The 22061-nt window shown below is 71.6% G+C and carries 22 protein-coding genes; 6 read left to right on the forward strand and 16 right to left on the reverse strand.

Annotated features, from left to right (window positions below; translation table 11 throughout):
* Window positions 1–9 precede the first annotated feature (9 nt).
* Window positions 10–663, forward strand: a complete 654-nt coding sequence (locus tag FHS23_RS11390; protein ID WP_183652873.1) for a TetR/AcrR family transcriptional regulator — start codon at window positions 10–12, stop codon at window positions 661–663.
* 183 nt (window positions 664–846) lie between these two features.
* Window positions 847–2469: a succinic semialdehyde dehydrogenase gene (locus tag FHS23_RS11395; RefSeq protein ID WP_183652876.1), complete on the forward strand. Its 1623-nt coding sequence runs from the start codon at window positions 847–849 to the stop codon at window positions 2467–2469.
* Window positions 2470–2647: 178 nt separating this feature from the next.
* On the opposite strand, the gene FHS23_RS11400 is transcribed toward FHS23_RS11395, so the two are convergent.
* From FHS23_RS11400 to FHS23_RS11425, 6 genes are all read right to left on the reverse strand, one after another.
* Complete coding sequence (locus FHS23_RS11400; RefSeq protein ID WP_183652879.1) at window positions 2648–2893, reverse strand: DUF397 domain-containing protein; 246 nt, start codon at window positions 2891–2893, stop codon at window positions 2648–2650.
* A 22-nt stretch (window positions 2894–2915) separates the two neighbouring features.
* Window positions 2916–3776: a helix-turn-helix domain-containing protein gene (locus FHS23_RS11405; RefSeq protein WP_183652881.1), complete on the reverse strand. Its 861-nt coding sequence runs from the start codon at window positions 3774–3776 to the stop codon at window positions 2916–2918.
* 296 nt (window positions 3777–4072) lie between these two features.
* Window positions 4073–4975 (reverse strand): acyl-CoA thioesterase II, encoded by a 903-nt coding sequence (gene tesB, locus FHS23_RS11410; RefSeq protein ID WP_183652884.1) that lies wholly within the window; start codon window positions 4973–4975, stop codon window positions 4073–4075.
* 46 nt (window positions 4976–5021) lie between these two features.
* Window positions 5022–6446, reverse strand: coding sequence for a pyruvate kinase (pyk, locus tag FHS23_RS11415; RefSeq protein ID WP_183652888.1), 1425 nt, complete (start codon window positions 6444–6446; stop codon window positions 5022–5024).
* A gap of 91 nt (window positions 6447–6537) precedes the next feature.
* Entirely contained in the window at window positions 6538–7200 is a 663-nt protein-coding gene (locus FHS23_RS11420) for a TIGR02453 family protein (protein ID WP_183652891.1), read from the reverse strand.
* Between the two features lie 28 nt (window positions 7201–7228).
* On the reverse strand, window positions 7229–8254 hold the full coding sequence (locus FHS23_RS11425; RefSeq protein WP_183652894.1) for a 6-phosphofructokinase: 1026 nt from the start codon (window positions 8252–8254) through the stop codon (window positions 7229–7231).
* Window positions 8255–8557: 303 nt separating this feature from the next.
* Here FHS23_RS11425 and FHS23_RS11430 point away from each other — a divergent pair, with 303 nt between their 5' ends.
* Window positions 8558–9685, forward strand: a complete 1128-nt coding sequence (locus tag FHS23_RS11430; protein ID WP_183652897.1) for a 3-deoxy-7-phosphoheptulonate synthase — start codon at window positions 8558–8560, stop codon at window positions 9683–9685.
* Between the two features lie 141 nt (window positions 9686–9826).
* Here the strand turns inward: FHS23_RS11430 and FHS23_RS11435 are convergent, their stop codons facing one another.
* Together FHS23_RS11435 and FHS23_RS11440 are read right to left on the reverse strand one after the other, a co-directional pair.
* Window positions 9827–10327, reverse strand: coding sequence for a polyadenylate-specific 3'-exoribonuclease AS (locus FHS23_RS11435; RefSeq protein WP_183652911.1), 501 nt, complete (start codon window positions 10325–10327; stop codon window positions 9827–9829).
* Between the two features lie 114 nt (window positions 10328–10441).
* On the reverse strand, window positions 10442–11209 hold the full coding sequence (locus FHS23_RS11440; RefSeq protein ID WP_183652915.1) for a 1-acyl-sn-glycerol-3-phosphate acyltransferase: 768 nt from the start codon (window positions 11207–11209) through the stop codon (window positions 10442–10444).
* Window positions 11210–11397: 188 nt separating this feature from the next.
* On the opposite strand from FHS23_RS11440, the gene FHS23_RS11445 reads away from it, so the two are divergent.
* A complete protein-coding gene (locus tag FHS23_RS11445) occupies window positions 11398–11826 on the forward strand; it encodes an alpha/beta hydrolase (RefSeq protein ID WP_425501114.1) in 429 nt (142 codons plus the stop codon).
* The gene (locus tag FHS23_RS11450) at window positions 11823–12431 is read left to right on the forward strand and encodes a hypothetical protein (protein WP_183652918.1); all 609 of its coding nucleotides are present in this window, start codon (window positions 11823–11825) and stop codon (window positions 12429–12431) included. Before FHS23_RS11445 ends, FHS23_RS11450 begins: the two co-directional genes overlap by 4 nt.
* An 18-nt stretch (window positions 12432–12449) precedes the next feature.
* Here FHS23_RS11450 and FHS23_RS11455 read toward each other — a convergent pair whose 3' ends face one another.
* From FHS23_RS11455 to FHS23_RS11485, 7 genes are read right to left on the reverse strand one after another with little or no spacing between them, the layout of a single operon-like run.
* Window positions 12450–13400, reverse strand: coding sequence for an NUDIX hydrolase (locus FHS23_RS11455; protein ID WP_183652921.1), 951 nt, complete (start codon window positions 13398–13400; stop codon window positions 12450–12452).
* Between the two features lie 50 nt (window positions 13401–13450).
* Complete coding sequence (locus tag FHS23_RS11460) at window positions 13451–14389, reverse strand: ROK family protein (RefSeq protein WP_183653863.1); 939 nt, start codon at window positions 14387–14389, stop codon at window positions 13451–13453.
* 18 nt (window positions 14390–14407) lie between these two features.
* Entirely contained in the window at window positions 14408–15145 is a 738-nt protein-coding gene (locus FHS23_RS23915; RefSeq protein WP_425501115.1) for a hypothetical protein, read from the reverse strand.
* Entirely contained in the window at window positions 15142–16398 is a 1257-nt protein-coding gene (locus tag FHS23_RS11470; protein WP_183652925.1) for a TRC40/GET3/ArsA family transport-energizing ATPase, read from the reverse strand. The genes FHS23_RS23915 and FHS23_RS11470 overlap by 4 nt, the downstream gene beginning before the upstream one ends.
* 5 nt (window positions 16399–16403) lie before the next feature.
* Window positions 16404–16847, reverse strand: coding sequence for an SRPBCC family protein (locus FHS23_RS11475; RefSeq protein WP_183652928.1), 444 nt, complete (start codon window positions 16845–16847; stop codon window positions 16404–16406).
* A 27-nt stretch (window positions 16848–16874) separates the two neighbouring features.
* Complete coding sequence (locus FHS23_RS11480; protein ID WP_183652931.1) at window positions 16875–17663, reverse strand: metallophosphoesterase; 789 nt, start codon at window positions 17661–17663, stop codon at window positions 16875–16877.
* Between the two features lie 4 nt (window positions 17664–17667).
* A complete protein-coding gene (locus FHS23_RS11485) occupies window positions 17668–18084 on the reverse strand; it encodes a polyketide cyclase / dehydrase and lipid transport (protein ID WP_183652935.1) in 417 nt (138 codons plus the stop codon).
* Window positions 18085–18205: 121 nt separating this feature from the next.
* Here FHS23_RS11485 and FHS23_RS11490 point away from each other — a divergent pair, with 121 nt between their 5' ends.
* On the forward strand, window positions 18206–19999 hold the full coding sequence (locus FHS23_RS11490) for an AMP-binding protein (protein WP_183652938.1): 1794 nt from the start codon (window positions 18206–18208) through the stop codon (window positions 19997–19999).
* 92 nt (window positions 20000–20091) lie between these two features.
* Here the strand turns inward: FHS23_RS11490 and FHS23_RS11495 are convergent, their stop codons facing one another.
* Window positions 20092–22029: a peptidoglycan D,D-transpeptidase FtsI family protein gene (locus tag FHS23_RS11495; RefSeq protein ID WP_183652941.1), complete on the reverse strand. Its 1938-nt coding sequence runs from the start codon at window positions 22027–22029 to the stop codon at window positions 20092–20094.
* Between the last annotated feature and the right edge of the window lie 32 nt (window positions 22030–22061).

Genomic DNA, 22061 nt, shown 5'->3' on the forward strand with positions numbered 1-22061 from the left:
GATGCGCTCATGACCACGACGCCGCCGACACCGCCCACGCCGCCCGCGTCCGGACGCACGCACCGCACCCAGGCCGAGCGCCGGGCGCAGACGCGCACGGCGCTGCTCGACGCGACCGTCGAGTGCCTGGTGGAGCTGGGTTACCCGCGCACGTCGATGCAGGAGATCTGCGCCCGCGCCGGCGTGTCGAAAGGGGCGTTCCAGCACCATTTCTCGTCGAAGTCGGAGCTCATGGCCTCCGCGGTGGAGCACCTGACGACCCGGCTGCAACGCCGACGCGCACCCGAGGCACGGGAACTGCCCGACGGGCCCGACCGCATCGCCGCGGCGATCGACCTGCTGTGGAACTCCTACTCCGGCACGCTCGCCACCGCCGCGATGGAGCTCTGGATCGCCGCTCGCACGGACGCGGAGCTGCGCCGCGCGATCCGCCCGGTCGACCGCGCACTCGGCCGGTCGACCCTGGAGCTGCTGACCGGCCTGTCCGGCGACCTGTCCGAAGAACGTATGCAGACGTTGTTCTGGCTGACGGTGAACCTGACCCGGGGTCTGGCCCTGGACGCCGAACTCGGCGGCGATCCGCGTCGCCGCGAACAGCTCCTCGCCGAGTGGAAACGCATCGCGACGCTGTACTTCGGCGAGGGACGACAGTGCGGCGAGTGAGGACCCTGCGGCCACGCGGCGCTCGGCGGCCGGCGACGTTACGGGCGACCGGCGGCGTTCCGGCCAACGCAGGCACCCGCGGAGAGTGAGCCTGCCGACGATTCCGGCCGGAGGGATGCGGGGGTTGCGACCATCGGTAAGGTATTACTCACGAGTAACAGTTTTGGCTCCCCGGAGGCTCCCGTGACCAGCACCGTGCCGCCCGCGCCCAGCCAGCCCGGCTCCACGGCCGGCCCCGCCGACCCCGTCGGCGGCGTTCCCGGCGCGCCCGCGACAAGGCGCGCCGAGCAGCTCACCCGCCGCGTCGCCACCGGCCTGGACGCGGCTCCGGTGACGATGCCCGCGCCGTTCACCGGACTGCCGATCACCGCGCTGCCGCAGGCGGCCGACGCCGAGGTGCGCCGCGTGTTCACGCGGGCACGCGAGGTGCAGCTGTCGTGGGCGGAATGGCCCGCACGCGAGCGCCAGCGCGTGCTGCTGCGTCTGGCCGACCTCGTGCTCGCCCAGCAGGACGAGGTCCTCGACCTGGTGCAGGTCGAGGCGGGCAAGGCGCGGATCGACGCCTTCGACGAGGTGAGCGCGACCGCACTGGTGGCCTCCTACTACGGCAAGCACAGCGCGCGGCTGCTGGCCGAACGCCGGGCCGCGGGTGCCCTCCCGGTGTTGACGAAGGCCTCCGAGGTTCGGCACCCCAAGGGCGTCGTCGGTGTCGTCTCACCGTGGAACTATCCGCTCGCGCTGACGGCCATGGACGTGCTGCCCGCCCTCGCCGCGGGCAACGCGGTCGTGCAGAAGCCGGACAACCAGACGGCGTTGTCGGCGCTGTGGCTGCACGAACTCGCCGAGCAGGCGGGACTGCCCGCCGACGCGTGGCAGGTCGTGCTGGGCCGCGGCTCGGCCATCGGCGACGCGATCGTCGAGGAGTCCGACTACGTGTGCTTCACCGGCTCCACGCCGACGGGCAAGCGGCTGGCCGGGCAGATCGCGGAGCGGCTCACCGGCTATTCGCTCGAGCTCGGCGGCAAGAACCCGATGGTCGTGCTGCCGGACGCCGACGTGCAGCAGGCGGCCGCCGGAGCCGTCACGGCCTGTTTCTCGTCGGCCGGCCAGTTGTGCGTGTCGGTCGAGCGGATCTACGTGCACGAGAGCATCCACGACGAGTTCGTCCGGGCACTGGCCGAACGCACCGGGGCGCTCACGCTCGGATCGGGGCTCGACTACCACGCCGGCATGGGCTCGTTGACCTCGCAGGACCAGCTGGCCGCGGTGTCGGCCCACGTGGACGACGCACGTGCGGCCGGTGCGACCGTCGTCGCAGGCGGCAGGCCGAGGCCGGACCTGGGCCCACTGTTCTACGAGCCGACCGTGCTCACCGGCGTGACGGAACGGGCGAAGCTGTTCCGGGAGGAGACGTTCGGCCCGGTCGTGGCCGTGTACCGCTACTCGGACGTCGACGAGGCGGTAGCGCGCGCCAACGACACCGAGTTCGGCCTCAACGCGAGTGTGTGGACCCGCGACGCCCGCCGCGGCGAGGAGGTCGCCCGTCGGATCAAGGCGGGCACCGTGAACGTCAACGAGGGCTACGCCGCCACCTTCGGCACGGTCGGCGTGCCGATGGGCGGGATGAAGGAGTCCGGCGTCGGCAGGCGCAACAGCGCCGAGGGGCTGCTCAAGTACACCGAGGCCCAGGCGGTCGCCGTGCAGCGCGGACTGCGGCTGCGCCCGTTCCGTGGCATGCCGCCCCGCCTCTGGGCGAAGGCCATGTCGGCCGGCATCGCGGCACTGCGACGGCTCCCCCGCCGCTGACCCTCACCCGCGGTCCCGCAGCGGTCCTCGGCCGTGCGCGGCGGCCCCGGCCTCGGCGCGGCGGCTCACTCCGAGCTTGGACCGCGGGCATGGGGCGACCACGTCGCAACGCACACGCCGCAGGCCCCTTACCCGCCTCCTCACCCGGACCACAGCGGGCGAGGAGGCGGGTAAGGGGTCAGGGACGGTCGAGTGCGCCGCTGCGCGCGGCCGTCAACAGCACGTCCCACTCGGACGCCGTCATGCGCAGCATGCCGCCGCCGGGGTTCTTCGAATCCCGTACGGCCGTGCCGCCCGGCAGGAACGCCACCTCGACGCAGTCGTTGCCGCCACCGCTGTAGCTGCTCTTGCGCCACGCGAGCTCGCCGGGGCGGACCCGGTTGGAACCACCCGGCACGGAACGGTGGGACGGGGCGTTGGCCATGTGTTCTCCTTGTCGATCCGTTTCAGTTGTCGTGCTTCTCGAACCGCCGCGCGGCGGCCTCGATCATGTCGAGCGAATCATCGGGCTTGGCGGCCGCGGCGCGCAAATGGTCGAACATGAGCGCGTAGCGATGAACCTCGGCGGCGTCCTCGAGATACAGTCCACCATTCGTACTGTCGACGTACACCACGTCCTGATCCGCCTGTTCCGGAAATCCGAGAATGAGAAACGGGCCCTCCATTCCCGGGTGGGCACCGCCGCCGAACGGGACGACCTGAATCGTCGCGTGCGGCAGCGCCGCGACGTCGAGCATGCGCCACAGCTGTTCCGCCATCACCTCCACACCGCCGACGGCGCGATGCAGCACGGCCTCGTCCATCACGGCCCAGTACTCGGGCGGGTGCGCGTCCTGCAGCAACGCCTGCCGTTCCATCCGCGCCTCGACCCGGCGGTCGATCTCGTTCTCGGTGGCGTCGGGCCGCATCGCCCTGATGACCGCACGGGCGTACCGGCGTGTCTGCAGCAGGCCGGGAACGAGCAGCGCCTGGTACGCCCGCAGCGACGAGGCGTCAGCCTCGAGGCCGACGAACGTGCCGGTGAAGACCTCGTTGTAGGCATGCCACCAGCCCCGTTTCCGCGCCTCCCGCGCCAGCTGGACGAGCGCGTCGGCCTCCTCCCCCGTGACGCCGTACACGCCCAGCATGTCCCGCGCGTCCCGCGGCGTCACGCCGACGTTGCCGGTCTCGACCCGGCTCACCTTCGACGCCGAGCATTCCAGCCGCTCGGCCACGTCATCGATCGTCAGGTCCGCGGCCTCCCGCAGTCGGCGCAATTCCCCGGCCAGCCTGCGGCGGCGCACGGTCGGTCCCTGACCACGCGTCATCACTCACCTCCACCTCGTCGCCGCGCCCCATCTAACCACCGAGCGCGCGAAAAAGTAGGGGCCGGGGAATCACATCGGCGACGAAGGATCACGGGATTCGCAGAACTGCAAATTGCATTTCTGCGAATGGCGCCGGGAACGGCGTGCGGCCGTCCCACCGCGCGAACATCGGCCGCGGCCGCCGGGCGCGCAGACACCCGAGCCTGCGCCGCGGACGCCGCAGCGCGACACGGGCCAGGCGCGGGCAAGGCGCGGGCAAGGCGCCACGCGGTGCGGTGCGGTGCGGGAAAGGCGTTCTAGAGGACGCGGACCAGGCCCTCCTGGACGACGGTCGCGATGTGGCTGCCGTCGTGGGCGAAGAAACGGCCCGTCGCCAGCCCGCGCGCGCCGGAGGCGGTGGGCGAGGTGCTGTCGTAGAGGAACCACTCGTCGGCCCGGAACGGCCGGTGGAACCACAGCGCGTGGTCGAGGCTGGCCCCGAGCACCCGGTCGAACTCCCAGTACACGCCGTGTTCGGCGAGCACGGAGTCCAGCAACGTCAGATCCGAGGCGTAGGTCAGCACGCACACGTGCAGCAGCGGATCGTCCGGGAGTCGGCCGTCGGCCTTCATCCACACCCGGTTCCGGCTCTCCCAGCCGCCGGTCTCGCGGGTCACCCACGGCGGCTCGTTGACGTAGCGCATGTCCAGCGGCCGCGGCACCGCACGCGTGGCGAGCGTGTCGGCGTACGGCGCGAGCCGGTCGGCCAAGGTCGGCAACGTCTCCGGATCGGGCACGTCCGGCATCTCGCCCGCGTGCTCCACGCCGTCCTCGGCCAGCTGGAACGACGCCGACAGCGCGAAGATCGCCTTGCCGTGCTGCACCGCCGTGACCCGCCGCGTCGTGAACGACCGGCCGTCCCGGACACGGTCGACCTGGTACACGATCGGCACGGTCGGGTCACCGCCCCGGATGAAGTAGGCGTGCAGCGAATGCACGTGACGATCCGGCGGCACCGTGCGGCCCGCGGCGACGAGCGCCTGGCCGGCGACCTGACCGCCGAAGACGCGTGTCGGCGAGTTCGGCGGACTGACCCCGCGGAAGATGTTCTCCTCGATCTTCTCGAGGTCGAGGAGATTCACCAGCCGATCCAGCACCGGCTGACCACCGTCCGAGTCGTCGCCGGGTTCCGATGCGGCCGCACGCGCCAGTTCCGTCATGGCTCGATTCTGGCAGCGGCGGCCCGCTCCGGCCGGTCAGGCACCGTCAGGCGTGGTCGTCCTCACCGAGCCGGTGGACCCGGATCAGGTTGGTCGACCCGACGGTGCCCGGCGGCGAGCCGGCGACGATGACCACCAGGTCGCCCTGCTGGTACCGGCCCGTCTCGATCATGGCGCGGTCGCACTGCTGGATCATCCGGTCGGTCGAATCGGCCTTCGGCACGAGCTGGGTGTGGGTGCCCCACGTCAGCGCGAGCTGGCTGCGCACGCTCTCCAACGGCGTGAACGCCAGCAGCGGCAACCGGGTGTGCAACCGGGCCAGCCTCCGCATCGTGTCGCCGGACTGGGTGAACGCCACCAGTGCCTTCGCGTTGAGCCGCTCGCCGATGTCGCGCGCCGCGTACGAGATCACGCCCCGCTTGGTGCGCGGCACGTGCGACAGCGGCGGTACCGCGGGCAGATCGGATTCGACGGCCTCGACGATCCGCGACATCGTCTGCACCGTCTCGATCGGGTAGCGGCCCACGCTCGTCTCCCCCGAGAGCATCACCGCGTCCGCGCCGTCAAGCACCGCGTTCGCGACGTCGGACGCCTCGGCGCGGGTCGGCCGGGAGTTGCCGATCATGGAGTCGAGCATCTGCGTGGCGACGATGACCGGCTTGGCGTTCTCCCGCGCGATCTGGATCGCCCGCTTCTGCACCAGCGGAACCTGCTCGAGCGGCAGCTCGACGCCGAGGTCGCCGCGGGCGACCATCAGGCCGTCGAAGGCCAGCACGACGGCTTCGAGGTTGTAGACGGCCTCGGGCTTCTCCAGCTTGGCGATCACCGGCACGCGACCCTTGCCGACACGGTCCATCACCTGGTGGACGACGTCGATGTCGGCGGGCGAACGCACGAACGACAGCGCGACGAAGTCGACGCCGAGTTCCAGCGCGAACTCGAGGTCCTCGACGTCCTTGTCGGACAGCGCGGGCACCGACACGTCCATACCCGGCAGCGACACGCCCTTGTTGTTACTGACCGTGCCGCCTTCGGTGACGGTGCAGACCACGTCCGCCCCGTCGACCTCCTCGACCGTCAGCCCGACCTTGCCGTCGTCGACCAGTAGCCGGTCGCCCTGCTTGGCGTCCTCGGCCAGGCCCTTGTACGTGGTGGACACGCGGTCGTGGGTGCCGACCACGTCCTCCACGGTGATGCGCACCGTGTCCCCGGTGCGCCACTCGACGGGACCGCTGGCGAACGTGCCGAGCCGGATCTTGGGGCCCTGCAGGTCGGCGAGGATGCCGACGGCCCGGCCCGTCTCGGCCGCGGCGGCACGGACGAGGTCGTACACCTGCCTGTGGTCGTCATGGTCGCCGTGACTGAAGTTCATCCGGGCGACGTCCATGCCCGATTCGACGAGGTCGTGGACCTTCTCCTTCGTCGCCGTCGCGGGGCCCATGGTGCATACGATCTTCGCTCGTCGGCTCACACCTGCACAGCGTAGACCGTCGGCGCCGTCTCGTCTTGACCGATCCGGTCTCCGCGTGCCGCGTGGCGTGGTGTACCCGCACCGGCGCCGGTCAGCGCCGTGGCCGTTCGCTCACACCGACGTGGTCGCGGGCCCACTCGTTCAACGGCCGCACCTGCCGCCAGGCGCGGCGCACCCGATCGAGGCACTCCGGCTCGTGCAGCGTGTCGTCGGGCTCCCACGTGTGGATCGCGTACAGCCTGCGGTGACGCAGCAGCTCCACACGGGGATGGTCGGCGGGCACGCCACGCGGCCGGGTCTTGAGCGTCTCCCCCGCGATCTCCCAGCCCGTGCCGCGCAGGTCGTCGAGGATGCGTTCGAGCGCGCGGCCGTGAACGTCGGTGTCGACGGCCTGCCGGAACCGGGCCAGCTGGTCGGTGGCGAGGTGGAAACACCCTCCGCCCGCGCGCAGCCCGGCGGGTCCGACCTCCACGTAGCACGCGCCGCCGCCGCGGCCGGCTTCGATCACCCCGCCGCAGTGGGTCTTGTATGGCGTCTTGTCCTTGGCGAACCGCACGTCACGGTACGGACGGAACACCTTCGGCTCGCCCAGGTCGGAGAACTCGTCGGCCAGCTCGGCCAACAGCGCCTCCATCGGGCCGCGCACGTCGCGACGGTAGGTCTCGACGTTGGCGTTCCAGTACGGTTTCGAGTTGTCCGCCACCAGGCCGTCGTAGAAGTCGATCGCGTACTCGCCGAATCCCGTGAACCCCACGGCCGGAAACGCTAACCGGCCCTGCGGATCAGCCGAAGAGGACCTCCGCCTCGGCGTACCGCTCGGGCGGCACCGTCTTCAGCTCGGCGGTCGCCTCGGCCAGGGGAACGCGGACGATGTCGGTGCCGCGCAGCGCCGTCATCGTCCCGAAGTCGCCGTCGGCGACCGCGGCCACGGCGTGCAGACCGAACCGGGTGGCCAGCACGCGGTCGTAGGCGGTCGGCGTGCCGCCGCGCTGGGTGTGACCGAGGACGACCGCGCGGGACTCGTTGCCGGTGCGCCGGGCGAGCTCGTCGGCCAACCAGTGACCCACACCGCCCAGCCGCACGTGGCCGAACGCGTCCTTCTCGCCGGTCTGCAGTACCTCGTCGCCGTCGTCGGGCTGCGCCCCCTCGGCCACGACGACGATCGGTGCGCGGTCGCGTTCGAACCCTGCCCGCACCCAGCCGACGACCTGCTCGACCGCGAACGGCCGCTCCGGCACGAGAATGACACTCGCCCCGCCCGCCAGGCCGGAGTGGAGCGCGAGCCAGCCGGCGTGCCTGCCCATCACCTCGACGACGAGTGCTCGGTGGTGCGACTCGGCCGTGGTGCGGAGCCGGTCGATCGCCTCGGTGGCGATGTGCACGGCGGTGTCGAAGCCGAAGGTGTAGTCGGTGGCGCCGAGGTCGTTGTCGATCGTCTTCGGGACGCCGACGACGTTCACTCCGTCCCGCCACAGTCGCTCCGCGACGCCGAGCGTGTCCTCGCCGCCGATGGCGACCAGCGCGTCGATCCCTTCCGCCGCCAGGACCTTCGCGACCTGTTCGGCGCCTCCCTCCTCGGCGTACGGGTTGGTGCGTGAGCTGCCGAGGATCGTGCCGCCACGGGTGAGGATCGGCTCGACGTCGCCGGGGCCGAGCCGGCGCAGCGATCCGGTGAGCAGGCCGCGCCAGCCGTCGCGGAACCCGACGACCTCCCAGCCGTACTCCCCGGCGCCCTTCATCGTCACCGCGCGGATCACCGCGTTGAGCCCGGGACAGTCGCCGCCTCCGGTCAGGACCCCCACCCGCATTCGGCTCCACCCTCCGTGGTCATCCATCGCCCTGAGCACCGAGGATAACCGCGCGTCACCGGGTCGGCGCAGCGCGAGACCGTGACCTCCGGCAACCGGTTCGACGTAGACATAGGTCACTGCACCGGTGGAGCGAGGTGAGCCTCTGCTACGGTCCAGGGCATGCAGCGCTATTACTGGTTTACCTGGCCGGCCCGTAGTGGGCCGGTCGGCGTGAACCTGCGCTGACCACATCCACTTCGAGCCGGACGTCAAGCCGGCTCGGTGGTGCCCGGGGCGGCTTGCGGAAAGGAAGTCACCCCGATGACCACTCTGCCGACCACGGCATCCCCCGATCCCGCGGCGACGGGCACTGCCGCGGCCTCGCACACCGGGATCCCGCTGGACGACCACCGCATCACCCACGTCAGCCCGTTGATGTCGCCCGCCCTGCTCCGCCAGGAACATCCCGTCGACGACACCGTCGCCCGCACGGTCACCGCGGGCCGGGACGCCGCCGTCGACATTCTGGCAGGCCGTGACGACCGCCTGCTGGTCGTCGCCGGCCCCTGCTCGGTCCACGACGCCGAGGCCGCGCTCGACTACGCCCGGAAACTGGCCGCCCACGCCGAGAAGGTCCGCGGCGAGCTGCACATCGTGATGCGCGTGTACTTCGAGAAGCCCCGCACCACGCTCGGGTGGAAGGGCCTGATCAACGACCCCGATCTCGACGGCGGCTTCGCGGTCAACAAGGGCCTGCGTCTCGCGCGCCAGTTGCTGCTCGACGTCTCTGCGCTCGGCCTGCCGGTCGGCTGCGAGTTCCTCGACCCGATCATTCCGCAGTACATCGCCGACGTCGTGACGTGGGGCTCCATCGGTGCGCGCACCGCGGCCAGTCAGGTGCACCGCCAGCTGTGCAGCGGCCTGTCGATGCCGGTGGGCATCAAGAACTCCACCGACGGCGACGTGCAGGTCGCCGTCGACGCCACACGCGCGGCTGCGGCGAGCCACGTCTTCCCCGGTATCACCACCGACGGCGTGTCCGCTCTCCTGACCACCGCCGGAAACGAGGACTGCCACGTCATCCTCCGCGGCGGCAGCGCGGGCCCGAACCACGACGCCGACACGGTTGCGGACACGCTCGCACGACTGCGCAAGGCGGGGCTGCCCGAACGTCTCGTCGTCGACGCCAGCCACGGCAACAGCGGTAAGGACCACGTGCGCCAGGCCGGTGTCGTGGCCGAGCTGGCCGAGCGCATCGGCGCGGGCGAGCCCGGCATCTCCGGGCTGATGGTGGAGAGCTTCCTGGCCGACGGCAGGCAGGACCTCACCCTCGGGCGCGCGGCCGACCTCGACTACGGACGCAGCATCACCGACGCGTGCCTGGACTGGACCACGACGGCGTCGCTGCTCGACGACCTCGCCGCGGCCGTCCGCGCCCGCCGGGGCTGAGCGGCCCGCGCTCGCACACCTTTCCGTGGTCCGGCGGGGCGCGGCCGATTCCACCGCGTCCTGCCGGACCGCGGACCCATGCCGTCCACACAGCGGGGCCCGTCCGCGACGCTCGCGTACCGGTCCGAGAGGGCCCGCCCGTCAGCGCGCGAAGCCCTCACGCAGACGTACCTGTTCGATGATCTTCCACCGCTCCAGGTTGTGCCGTGCGTCGGCGAGCGCGTCGTGCGCGTCGGGCGGCTGTTTGGGCAGCACCGGCTTGCCGACGTCCTCCCAACGCTGCCGCAGATCCCGGGTGAACCGGGGAAGTTGGCGCGGCAGTTTCGGCATCGAGCCCCACAGCTGGGCCAGGGCGACATGGTCGTAGGCGGCGTACCAGGCCCACAGCTCGATGCCCTCGGAGGGCTTGCCGAAGAACTCGAGCAGGCCCTCCCGGATGCTCTCGCGGCTGCGCCACGCCTTGTCCGCGGGCGACGGCAGCTTGTCGAGCACGTTCTCCCGCACCCACTTGCCCGCCTTGTCCGGGTTGAACTCGGTGGAGACCGCGTAGAAACTGCGTCCGGATTCGTCCACCACACCGATCGACACCAGGTCGATGGTCACGCCGTCCTCGATGAACTCGGTGTCGTAGAAGAATCGCACCGCAGCACCGTAACGGGCGCCCCGCGGCGCCGGACGAGCCGGTCCGTACCGCCGCGGGCCGCTCGCCGAAGCCCTCATCCCGGCAGGCCGGCAGGGCCGGTGACCTCCGCCGACTCAGCCCGCCCGGCTCTCCGGCACCCGTGACGGCGCGGTGCCCGCCCGGGCCGCGCCGACCTCGCCGGCCCGGCCGTGCAACGGCACCGCCTCGCCGAGCTCCTCCTTGGCCTTCGCGGCGTAGACGTCGACGTACTCCTGGCCGGACAGCTCCATGAGGGCGTACATGATCTCGTCGGCGATCGACCGCTCGACGAACCGATCACCCGCGAGACCTGCGTAACGGGAGAAGTCGAGCGGCTCACCGAACCGGATCTCCAGTCTCCGCGGCCACCACATCTTCGAACCGATGGGGTTGACCCGGTCGGTGCCGATCATCGCGACCGGAATCACCGGCACCTGCGCCTCGAGCGCGATGCGGGCGACGCCGGTCTTGCCCTTGTAGAGCCGCCCGTCGGGCGAGCGGGTCCCCTCCGGATAGATCCCCAGCAGACGCCCCTCCGCCAGCAGCCGGACACCGGTGTCGAGCGCGGCCTGGGCCGCCGAGGCACCAGACCTGTCGATCGGGAACTGGCCGGAAGCGGTGAAGAACCACTTCTGGAGCCGACCCTTGAGGCCGGGCGTGGTGAAGTACTCCTGCTTGGCAGGGAACGTCACGCGCCGCGGCACGTACACCGGCATGAAGAAGGAGTCGGCCACGGCGAGGTGATTGCTCGCGATGATCGCACCGCCCTCGGCGGGGATGTTCTCCGTGCCGGTGACCTTCGTCGGCCACAGCAGCCGCAGCAGCGGCCCCAGCACCACGTATTTGAGCAGCCGATACACCACCGGGCCGCGCCTCCTCGTCTCGTCACCCAACCGAGGCGATCACACTACGAACGTCGTGTTCACCGCCACAACCGCGGGGTCGTAACCACCGTCTATCTCACACCGGCCGCCTCTCCGGAACGGCGCAGGTCCCCACCGGCGGGGAGAGCGGACGCTTCCCGCCCGCGGGTGGGGGCCGCCGTGCGACCATGGCCCCGATCACCCGTGGAGAGGAAGGGACCGACGGCATGCCCGTGCTCGCCGGCGCCGAGCCGTTCCAGCACACCGGGACCAGCGGAACCGGCGTGGTGTTGTGTCACGGGTTCACGGAAACCCCGCCGAGTATGCGTCCGTGGGGACGGCATCTGGCGGCCGAAGGGCACACGGTGTGCCGTCCGCACCTGCCCGGGCACGACACCGCGTGGCGCGAGTGCAACCGCACGACGTGGCAGGAGGACATCGTCGAGCCGGTCGACTCCCGGGCGGTGCTCGACGGCATCGGTACCGATCCGGCATGCGTCACCGAGGTCGTCTTGCACGACAGCGGTCACGTCGCCACCCTCGACAACGACGCGCCGCTTCTTTTCGAACGCAGCAGCGAGTTCGCAGCAGCCGGCAGGCAGGTGGGGACCAAGTGAGCAGACCAGGCTCCGACGGGCCGGAGAACGTCGACGCCGCGTTCGAGGAGATCGTCGCCGACCTGCGCGCGCAGGGATTCGGCGAGCAGGAGTTCGACGAACACGCGCTCGATCAGCAGGCCGCCGACGAACCCGGTGCCGACGATCACGGTGGCGACCGGGGTGGTTCCGGTGGCGACCGGGGCGACGGCGCGTTGCTGGAGCGGCCCGGCCCCGACCCGTCCGACGACCGCGAAGCCGACGCGGGCAGGACCACCGGCGCGCCGGGTTCCCGCGGCGACGGCTGGCGGGACAACCCGATCGCGTGGGACGAGACGATGTTCGGCCCGGCACCCGGCGACGACGACCCCGATGATCCCGACAACCACTTCGTCCCGCCCGAACCGCCCCCGCTGCCGAGACCGCGCAAGGGCGCCGTACTCGTTCTCGCCCTGGTGGTCCTCGGCCTGGTGCTGTTGATGGCGCCGTCGCTCGTCGGACTGTCCGGCGCGGTCGCCACCCCGCTCGGCATGCTCTCGCTCGCGGCGGGGATCGCCCTGCTGCTGTTGCGGGTCAGGCAGGGTCCGCCGGACGGTGCCGATCCGACCAACGGCGCCCAGGTCTGACCCGCCGCGGGTGGCCGCTCACGCGGGTGTGCAGGCGTCGAGCAGCCGCCACAGCACGGCCGGGTCGACAACGGCCGTCGCCTCAGCCTCGACCGCCTCGGCCTCGGCGGGTTGGCTGCGCCGGTCGGCGGCCGTGACCACGACGAGGTGATCGCCGGGCCGTGCCGCGCGCGCCGCACGAACGGCCGCTCCGATCCCGCGGTCTCCCTCCGTCACGGTCTCGATGCCCGCCACGGTCTCGATGGCCGCCGCTGCCTCGGTGCCCGCCACCGGCCCGATCCGCGCTCCGGCCCCCGCGGCCGGGCCGCCCGCGACCAGCACGACGTGCGGCCACCACGTCCAGTGCGCGGCGCCGGCCACACCGTCGAGACCCAGGTCGCCCGCGGAGACTCCCACGCCCGCCAGCACCGCCAGCCGGTCTTGCAGCCACACCACAGCGCCACCCGGTTCGTTCGGCCCGCCACCGGGGCGCGGGCCGAGCACGGACGCGGCGTCGACCAGCAGTACGAGCCTCCGGTCGAGCTGACCACGCAGCTCCGGCCAGGCCGCGGCGAAGCCGCTGTGCAACGGATAGTCAGCGACGTCGGTGGGCGGCACCCAGCGCAGCGCCGTGCTCTCGGCGTTGGTCACGCGGGGCCGTGCCGCGTCGCCGAGCACGGTCGCCAGGACCGTCGTGTATCGCCAGGTCCCGTGCTCGTCGGCGCGCTGGGCCAGCACCCGGAACGCCTCGCCGGGCACCGCCGTCTCCTCCTCGGTCTCCCGGGCGGCCGCCTGGGCCGAGGTCTCGTCGGGCTGCACCGCACCGCCCGGCAACGCCCACGAACCGCCCTCGTGCGTCCAACCCGCGCGGTGCTGCAACAGCACGCCGCGCCGCGGATCACTCAACAGCAGTCCGGCGGCACCGAACAATCCCCAGTGCCGCCGTCCGCAGACGCAGCTGACGAACCCGTCCCCGTTGCCGACCAGCATCGTTCGAATCTAGCGTGTCCGGCCCGCGACACGCCCGTGTTCGCCGGGGATCAGACCACTCGGCGGCCACTCTCGGCCGCGAGCGTGGCGGACCCGACGATCGCGGCCTCGTCACCCAGCTGTGCCGTCCGGATCCGCGCGTGCGGGCGGTGCTTGCCGCCCGTCACAGCGCGCAGATACGTCTCCCGCGCGTCGTCGAGGAACAGCGGGGCCGACGACGACACGCCCCCACCGATGACGACGACCTCGGGGTCGTACACGTCGGCGACGAGCGCCAGCCCCTCGCCGAGCCACCGGGCCAGCTCCGCCATCGCCTTGCGCGCGAGCGGGTCGCCGTCCCGTGCCGCCCCGGCGACGCGGCGGCCGGTGACCGCTCCCGGGTCGCCCGCCGCCTCCCTGGCCAGCACCGTGGAGTGCTGAGGCCGCGTGGCCAGCAGTTCGATCGCCGTCGCGGCCAGTGCCGTACCGCTGCAGTAACGCTCCCAGCAGCCCGACTTTCCACACGGGCACTGCCGCCCTCCCGGCACGAGACACAGGTGTCCCAGCTCCGGCGCCACGCCGTGCGCGCCACGGAACAACTCGCCGCCGAGCAGGAGACCGGCCCCGATGCCGGTGCCGAGGGCGACGAACACGCCGACCGACGTGCCCCGCGCGGCTCCGAACCGGTACTCGGCGAACGTGGCCGCGTTGGCGTCGTGTTCGAGGGTCACGGGCAACCCGAGGCGCTCGCTCATCCGGTCGGCCACCGTCGCGGTCCGCCACGGCAGGTGCGGGGCGAACATCACCGATGTGCGGTCACGTCCGACGAACCCGGCGACCGCGAGCCCGACGGCGGCCACCTCGTGCCTGCTCCGCAGGTCGGCGACCACGCCCGCGATGGCGTCCTCGAGGGCCGCCTCGTCGTGCGGGGTGCCCGTGCGCGCGGTGTCGAGCACGTCGCCGGTCGCGTCGACGACGCCTGCGCGAATGCTCGTGCCGCCGACGTCGATTCCGATCGCGGCCACCGGCTACTCCCCTGGTTCCCAGCGTTCGCGCGGACGCACCGGCACCCGCTGCACCCGTCGCGCCGCGCCGGCCGGTCCGCCTGCCCCGGATCCCCTGCCGGGCCACTCGGCGAACACCGACGCCCCCGACGGGGCCGGACCTGCCGGGGGCGGCCCCGGCCGCGACGACGGGCGATACCCGGGCATGTGCACGCCCTCGTCCGGCTGCCACCGGTCCGCGAGCACGGCCCGCAGCAGCGCGATCAGCGCGGCGGCCTGGTCCAGCACCCGCGCCGCCATCTCCGGCGTGTCACCCCGTACGACTGCGACGACCGCGCACAACGGGCACCACGAGCACGCCGAGGCGCGGCCACCCTGGCCACCCGTGGGACCGTCGCCCGCGGGACCGGACTCCGCGGGCCCGGACTCCATGGGACCGGACGCAGTGGCACCGGACGAAGAGGCACCCGAGCCGTCCGCGGGCGGCGTGTCGTCCTGCGTGCTCCCCTGCCCGGCTCCCGTTCCTCCTCCTTGGCCGGTTCCTCCCGGCCAGGACCCGCCGGGACCGGGCGCGTCGCACGACTCCGGGTCGCCGCGGCCGTGCCCTGCGGCGAACACGCTGCGCAGCCACGGCTCGGCCCGCTCGGTGACGAGGTCGACCAGCAGCCGGATCTCCTCGGCCAGCCGCGCGCTGTCGGCCGCGGGGCCGTCCCCCGCCGCGGGCCCGTCCGCGTGGCCCGCGGAGCCGTCGGTGCCGCTCATACGGTTCCCTCCAGGTACACGAGCACGCCACGGGGATCGGACTCGGCGTCCGTGATCCGACAGGCGCGCAGTGGCTCCGGCAACGCGATCAGCCTCCGAACCCCGTCGACGGTGATCGCGAGGTCGTCGTCGACCCTCGCGAGGTCGACGACGCTGTCCCGGGCGAGCGGCACTGCCACCCGGAGCCGATAGCCGTCGTCGGCCTCGAACATCTGCAACAACGGTTCGCGTCCGCCCGTTCCGGCCCGCTCGGACCGGTCACCCGCCTGCCCGCCGGTGACCTCCGACGTGCCGGCGTCGTCCCGCGCAGCGCCGCCGTCCGCCCGGGCACCGTCGTCCCCCCGGGCACCGTCGTCCAACGGGTGGGTGGTGCCGTACAGCTCCGCGGCGACCTCGCGGAGCGCAGCCACCCCGACCGGTTCGTCGGCCCGGTACTCGACCGAGCGCAGGCGATCGGCCGCATCGCCGACCCCGGAGCGTGCCAGCTCCGCCAGGACCTCCTCCTGCTGCCGGCGCCGCTGCCGCACCCAGGCGGCGGCCGCACCGCGCCACCAGCCCGGCGACGGCATCACGCGGTTCGCGATCATGCCGTCGACCCGGATGCCGCGCAACGCGAGGGAGGTCAGCGTCCGCCGGGTCTCGGCCACGACGACGCGTTCCGGCGTGAACACCAGCCGCACGCTCGTGCGGGCGGGATCGGTCAGCAGGTCCCGCAACGACCGGGTGTACTCGGCCAGCCGCGCCATGGACCGAGCCAGCGCGGACCGTTTCGTGACGGGGCCGGCCATGCGCGTGAGGTACCCCGACACGGCGTCCGGCAACGCCAGCAGCCGCAGCGTCTCCGCCGTCGGACCGCAGTCGACGACGACGGCGTCCCAGCGCCCGGTTCCGGCGAGCCGCTGCACCTCCCCGAGTGCCAGCAGTTCGTCGACGCCGGGAACGACGCTCAGCTCCTCGGCCGCGAGCCCGTCCAGTCCGCCGCCGCGCACCAGCGCGGCCCGCAGCTGCTCGCGCACGCCGTCCCACGCGTCGTCGGCCAGCGCGCGGATGTCGAGCTGTGCGCCGTACAGCCGGTCGGCCACCAGGACGGGGTCGTGTCCGACCGGCATCGCGAGGGCGTCGGCCAGGGAATGCGCCGGGTCGGTCGACACGATCAGCGTCGTGCTGCCCCGGTCCGCCAGCGCGGCACCGGTCGCGGCGGCCAGCGTCGTCTTGCCGACGCCGCCCTTCCCGGTCAGCAGCAGCAGTCGCACGCGCCTTAGCCCTCGGCCTCGACGCGCTTCTTCAGTTCCTTCAGTGCGGTGTCCATGATCATCTTCTCGGCCTTGCGGCGCAGCATCCCGATCATGGGCAGCGCCAGCTCGACGGCCAGCGTGTAGGTCACCTGCGTCCGGCCGCCGCCGAGCGGTTGCAGTTCGTACCGGCCGTTCTGGGCCTTCTGCATCTGACCCTTCACGAGGTGCCAGCTCACCGACAACCCGTCGTCGGACCAGTCGTACTCGAGCGTGTAGACGTCCTTGACCGGGCCCGAGTCGAGCGTGAACCGCACCTGCGTGGCCCGACCCCGTTCGTCGGTACCCAGCACTTCCGTATGCTGCACCGCCTGGGCCCACTCCGGATAGGCGGGCAGATCGGCGATGACGGCCATGATCTGCTCCGGAGGGGCATCGACCTCGATGGACTGCGTGGACTGGTCGGCCATGGCGCTAGAGCGTAGCGGTCCGGTGTCTCACCATCGCAGCACGTAGGGCCGCGGGTCGCGCTGGAAATGCCCGACGTTGCGGCACTCGGTCACACCGACCCGCTTCGCGTGGGACAACGGCTGGTGCACGTGGCCGAACAACGACCACCGGGGCCGTTCCCGCACGATCAGGTCGGCGAGGGCTTCCGAGCCGAGCTCACCCCGACGCGCGACGACGTCGTAGGTCAGCTCCGGCAGCGCGGGCGGGATGTGACTGCCCAGCACGTCGACGCCGGTCAGCCCGGCGACGGCCTTGTCGAACTCCTCCCGCGTGCGCAGGTACGGCCGCCACGCCTGGTCACGCCGCGGTGTCGCACCCTCCGGCAGGACCGCTCCCCCGACGAACCCGAACCGCAGGCCGCCGATGTCGCGGACCTCGCCGTCGACGAAGTGCAGGCCGGGCGCGTCGAACTCGGGCCAGAGCGCGGGCGCGTCGACGTTGCCGGGGATCACGTAGGTCGGCGCGGGCAGTGCGGTGAACAGGCGCGTGTACTGCTCACGTACGGCCTCGTCCACCGCGGCCCGCGGGTCGTCCAAACTGCCCCACAGCCGTTTCGACAGCTCCACCATCTCCGGACGGCGGCCCGCGCGGCGCAGCCGGGCGAACGTCGCGACGTTCTCGGCACCGAACAGCGCGCCGAGGATGCCACCCTCGTGTTCGTGGTAGTCGACGAAGTCGATCAGGTCGCCGAGCACGACCAGCGCGTCCGCGCCGTCACCGGCGCGCGCCAGTGCCTCGGCGTTGCCGTGCACGTCGGAGACCACATGAACCCGCACGTGATCACCCTACCGCCGAGCGGGGCGGCAACCCGGCGGCGCGGCCGTCCTCCAGCGTGACCTTCAGGTTCAGCGCGATCGCCTTGGCCGCGCGTGCCCGGCGGTCGAACTCCCGCCGCAACCGCGCGCCCGACGGCCGGGTGCCGTCGGCCACCACCGGGGTGGCACGGAGGAAGTAGTGCAGCAGGGTGCCGTCGAGCACGGGCTCGAGCCACACCTCCATCGTGCCGACCAGCGCACCGCGCACGGTCCAGCGCAGGCCCCGCTCACCGCGGTCGGTATAGACTTCGAGTACCAGGTCGGGCCAGTACCGCCGCCACGCCGCCGGGTCCGCGAAGACCGCGGCGAGTGTGCTCGGGGGCACGGTCAGAAAGGTCTCGTCGACGATGTCGAGCGCAGGCTGGGATTCGGATCCGCTCACGGTTGCGAGATGGTATGCGCCTCACAACATGCCCGCACCCACCCATGGTGAACGGCACCGACACCGGCTAAGTTGACCGGCGAGTAACAACGTTGTTTGGAATCCCACCGCGGAGGTTGACGTGCGCGAGTACAGCGCCCCAGCACTACGGCCCATCGCCGACGACGAGAACGCCTCCGACGTCGTCTGGGCCAACGCCGAGCGGTTCGGCGACACCGTGAGCTTCCGTCGGCTGATCGACGGTTCGTGGCGCGACGTCACCGCGCGCACCTTCGCCGCCGAGGTGCTCTCCGCCGCCAAGGGCCTCATCGCCGCGGGCATCGAACACGGCGACCGCGTCGGGCTGATGTCGAAGACCCGCTACGAGTGGACCCTGTTCGACTTCGCGATCTGGGCCGCGGGCGGCGTCACCGTGCCGATCTACGAGACGTCGTCGGCCGAGCAGGTCCACTGGATCCTGTCCGACTCGGGGGCCAAGGCCGTCGTCGTCGAGACGGCCGAGCACACCGCCGCCCTGAACGAGGTGCGCGACCGGCTGCCTGAGCTGGCCCACGCCTGGCAGATCGACGGCGACGCCGGCGCCGTCGAGACGCTGACCGCGCTCGGTGCCGACCGCGCCGACGACGACGTCCACACCCGCCGCCGCTCGGTGCGGGCCGACGACGTCGCGACGATCTGCTACACGTCCGGCACGACGGGCAGGCCGAAGGGCGTAACGCTCACCCATCGGAACCTGCTCTCCGAGGTGCGTGCCGACATCGACGCCTTCCCGGACCTGATGGAGTCCGGGAACTCGCTGCTGCTGTTCCTGCCGCTGGCCCACATCCTCGCGCGCGCCATCGCCATCACGGCGTTCTCCTCCCGCGTGACGCTCGGCCACACCGACACCACGGACCTGGTCGCCGACCTGGGCGCCTTCCGGCCGACGTTCGTCGTCGCCGTGCCGCGCGTGTTCGAGAAGGTCTACAACTCGGCCAAGCTCAAGGCCCACGCCGCCGGCAAGGGCAAGATCTTCGACGCGGCCGAGGCCACCGCGATCGCCTACAGCCAAGCCACCGACGCGGGCAAGGTGGGCCTCGGCCTCAAGCTCAAGCACGCCGTGTTCGCCAAGCTCGTCTACAGCAAGCTCCACGCCGCCCTCGGCGGCCGGTGCATCGCCGCCGTCTCCGGTGGAGCGCCGCTCGGCACCCGGCTCGCCCACTTCTTCCGCGGCATCGGCGTTCCGGTGTTCGAGGGCTACGGCCTGACCGAGACCACCGCGGCCGCCTGCGTGAACACGCGTGACGCCTTCAAGGTCGGCACCGTCGGCAGGCCCGTCGCGGGCACGTCGGTGAAGGTCGCCGAGGACGGCGAGCTGATGCTTTCCGGCGGCGTGGTGTTCGGCGAGTACTGGCGCAACGAGCAGGCCACGGCCGAATCGCTCGAGGACGGCTGGTTCCACACCGGCGACCTGGGTGAGGTCGACGACGAAGGTTTCGTCAAGATCACCGGCCGCAAGAAGGAGATCATCGTGACGGCGGGCGGCAAGAACGTCGCCCCGTCGACGCTCGAGGACGCACTCAAGGCGCACCCGCTGATCAGCCAGGCGATGGTCGTCGGCGACCAGCGGCCGTTCATCGGCGCGCTGGTGACGATCGACGAGGAGTTCTTCCCCACCTGGAAGGAACAGAACGGTTTCTCCTCCGACGCCACCGTCGCCGACCTGGCCTCGGAGGAGAAGCTGCGTGCCGACGTGCAGTCCGCCGTGGACGACGCGAACAAGCTCGTCTCGCACGCCGAGGCCATCAAGAAGTTCAGCATCCTGCCGCAGGACTTCACCGAGGCGGGCGGCGAGGTCACACCGAGCATGAAGCTCAAGCGGGGCGTCGTGAGCAAGAACTACGCGGGCGACATCGACTCGCTGTACGCCAAGTAGGCCAGCGACGCGGAGGACCCGAGACGCCGAGAGGGGTGCTCACCCGATGGTGAGCACCCCTCTCGCATGTCCGGGCGGTCGTGGGTGTGCCGTCACTGCCGCCGGATCAGCGGCACGACCGGTGCCTCCTTGTCCGAGAGTGGGATCTCGTAGCGCTGCGCGAGGTACGACGAGATCTGCTTGAACAGCGGCGCCGCCGAACTGCCCTCGGGCAATGTGGTGTCCGGGGCGTCGAGCCGGATGCCGACGACGAACCGCGGATCGTCGGCGGGCAGCATCCCGGCGAAGGTGATGTTGTAGAGCTCGTTGCTGTACGCACCGGTCTCGGGGTCCACCTGCTGACCCGTGCCGGTCTTGCCCGCGATCTGGTAGCCCTCGATCGCCGCCTGCGGAGCGGTGCCGCTCTCGTACATGTCCCCGTCCTGCGTCGTCGCCCGCAGCATGTTGCGCACGGCCTCGGCCGCCTTCGGGCTCACGACCCGCGTGCGATCCGGCTTCGGCTCGGGCACCCGCCTGCCGTCGGGGGTGCGGGTCGCGGCGACGACACGTGGCTCGACGCGCACGCCGTCGTTGGCGATCGCCTGGTACATGCCCGCCATCTGCAGCACCGTCATCGACAGGCCCTGCCCGATCGGCAGGTTGCCGAATGTCGTGCCCGACCACTGGTTGCGCGGCGGGACGAACCCGGGGCTCTCGCCCGGCAGGCCCGCACCGGTCCGCTGCCCGAGTCCGAACTTCTTCAGCAGGTCCATGTACCGGTCGGGGCCGAGCTCCTGGGCGAGCATCAGCGTGCCGACGTTCGACGACTTGGCGAAGATGCCCGTCGTGGTGAACGGCTGCGTGCCGTGCTCCCACGCGTCACGCACGGTGTGGTCCGCGACCTTCATCGAGCCGGGAACCCGGTGGACGTCCTTCGGGTCGGTGATCCCCTCCTCGATCGCGCCCGCGGCGGTGATGACCTTGTTCACCGACCCCGGTTCGAACGGCTGCGTCACGGCCTTCTCCGTCATCAGAGCCGGGTCGAGGTTCTTCGGGTCGAGGGTCTTCTCACTGGTCAGCCCGTAGATCTCGCCCGTTTCCGAATCCAGGACGACCGCGCTGCCACCCTCCGCGCGAGACTTCTCGACGTAGTCGGACAGCATCCGCTGCACGTTGTACTGCACGTCGGAATCGATGGTCAGTTCCAGGTCGGAGCCGGGGACCGCCGGTTGCACCTCCCGCTCCGTACCGGGGATCACGACGTCGGTGCCCTGTGCCGTGTCCACGACCTGCCGTCCCGGCTCACCCGTCAGCACCCCGTTACGGGCGCTCTCCAACCCGGCCAGGCCCTCGATGTTGTGCTTGGACTGGTCCGGCTCCTCCATGCGCCAGTTGGCGAAGCCCACGATGTTCGAACCGACCTTCCCGGCCGGGTACTCCCGGCGGGCACGCTTCTCGTAGCCGATCTCGGGGAACTTCTCCTGGATCTCGTCGGCCACCGACGGCTGCACGTCGTCGACGAGGTAGGTGAAACTCGAATCCTCGTCGTGGAAGGCGTCGAGCAGCTCGGATTCGGACGTCTTCCCCGACACCTTCTGCGCGATGAACTTCGCGATCTCGGCGACCCGCGTGTCGAAGTTCTCGCCGGACTTCGGGTGCTTCTTCTCGTGCTCGTCCCAGTTCTTACGCATCAGCCGCAGATTCGCCCACAGCGTCCGCGTCTCCACACTGAAGGCGAGTTTCGCACCCTTGCGGTCCACAATGGAGCCACGTTGGGCCGGGATGTCGATCGTGGTCGTGCGCTGCTGTTCCGCCCGGGCCGACAGCGCCTCCGCCTGAAAACCCTGCACGTAGCCGAGTTTGAGACCGGTGGCGACGAGCACCACGACGAGCACGATCCGGCCGATGACGAACCGGCTCCGCGTGCCGCGGTCGGCCGGGGTGCCGGAGCGACGAGCCTTGGCCGAGTACGTCCGGCCCACCGGGCCGCGCCCCCGCGACGGCTCCGACCTGTTCGCGCCGCCCGGCCTGCCCGGTCGTTTCGGTCGCATCGGTCCCCTCCGGTTCGTTCACGTTCTCCCTT

This window comes from Prauserella isguenensis (assembly GCF_014191605.1).
GTDB classification, from domain to species: domain Bacteria; phylum Actinomycetota; class Actinomycetes; order Mycobacteriales; family Pseudonocardiaceae; genus Prauserella; species Prauserella isguenensis.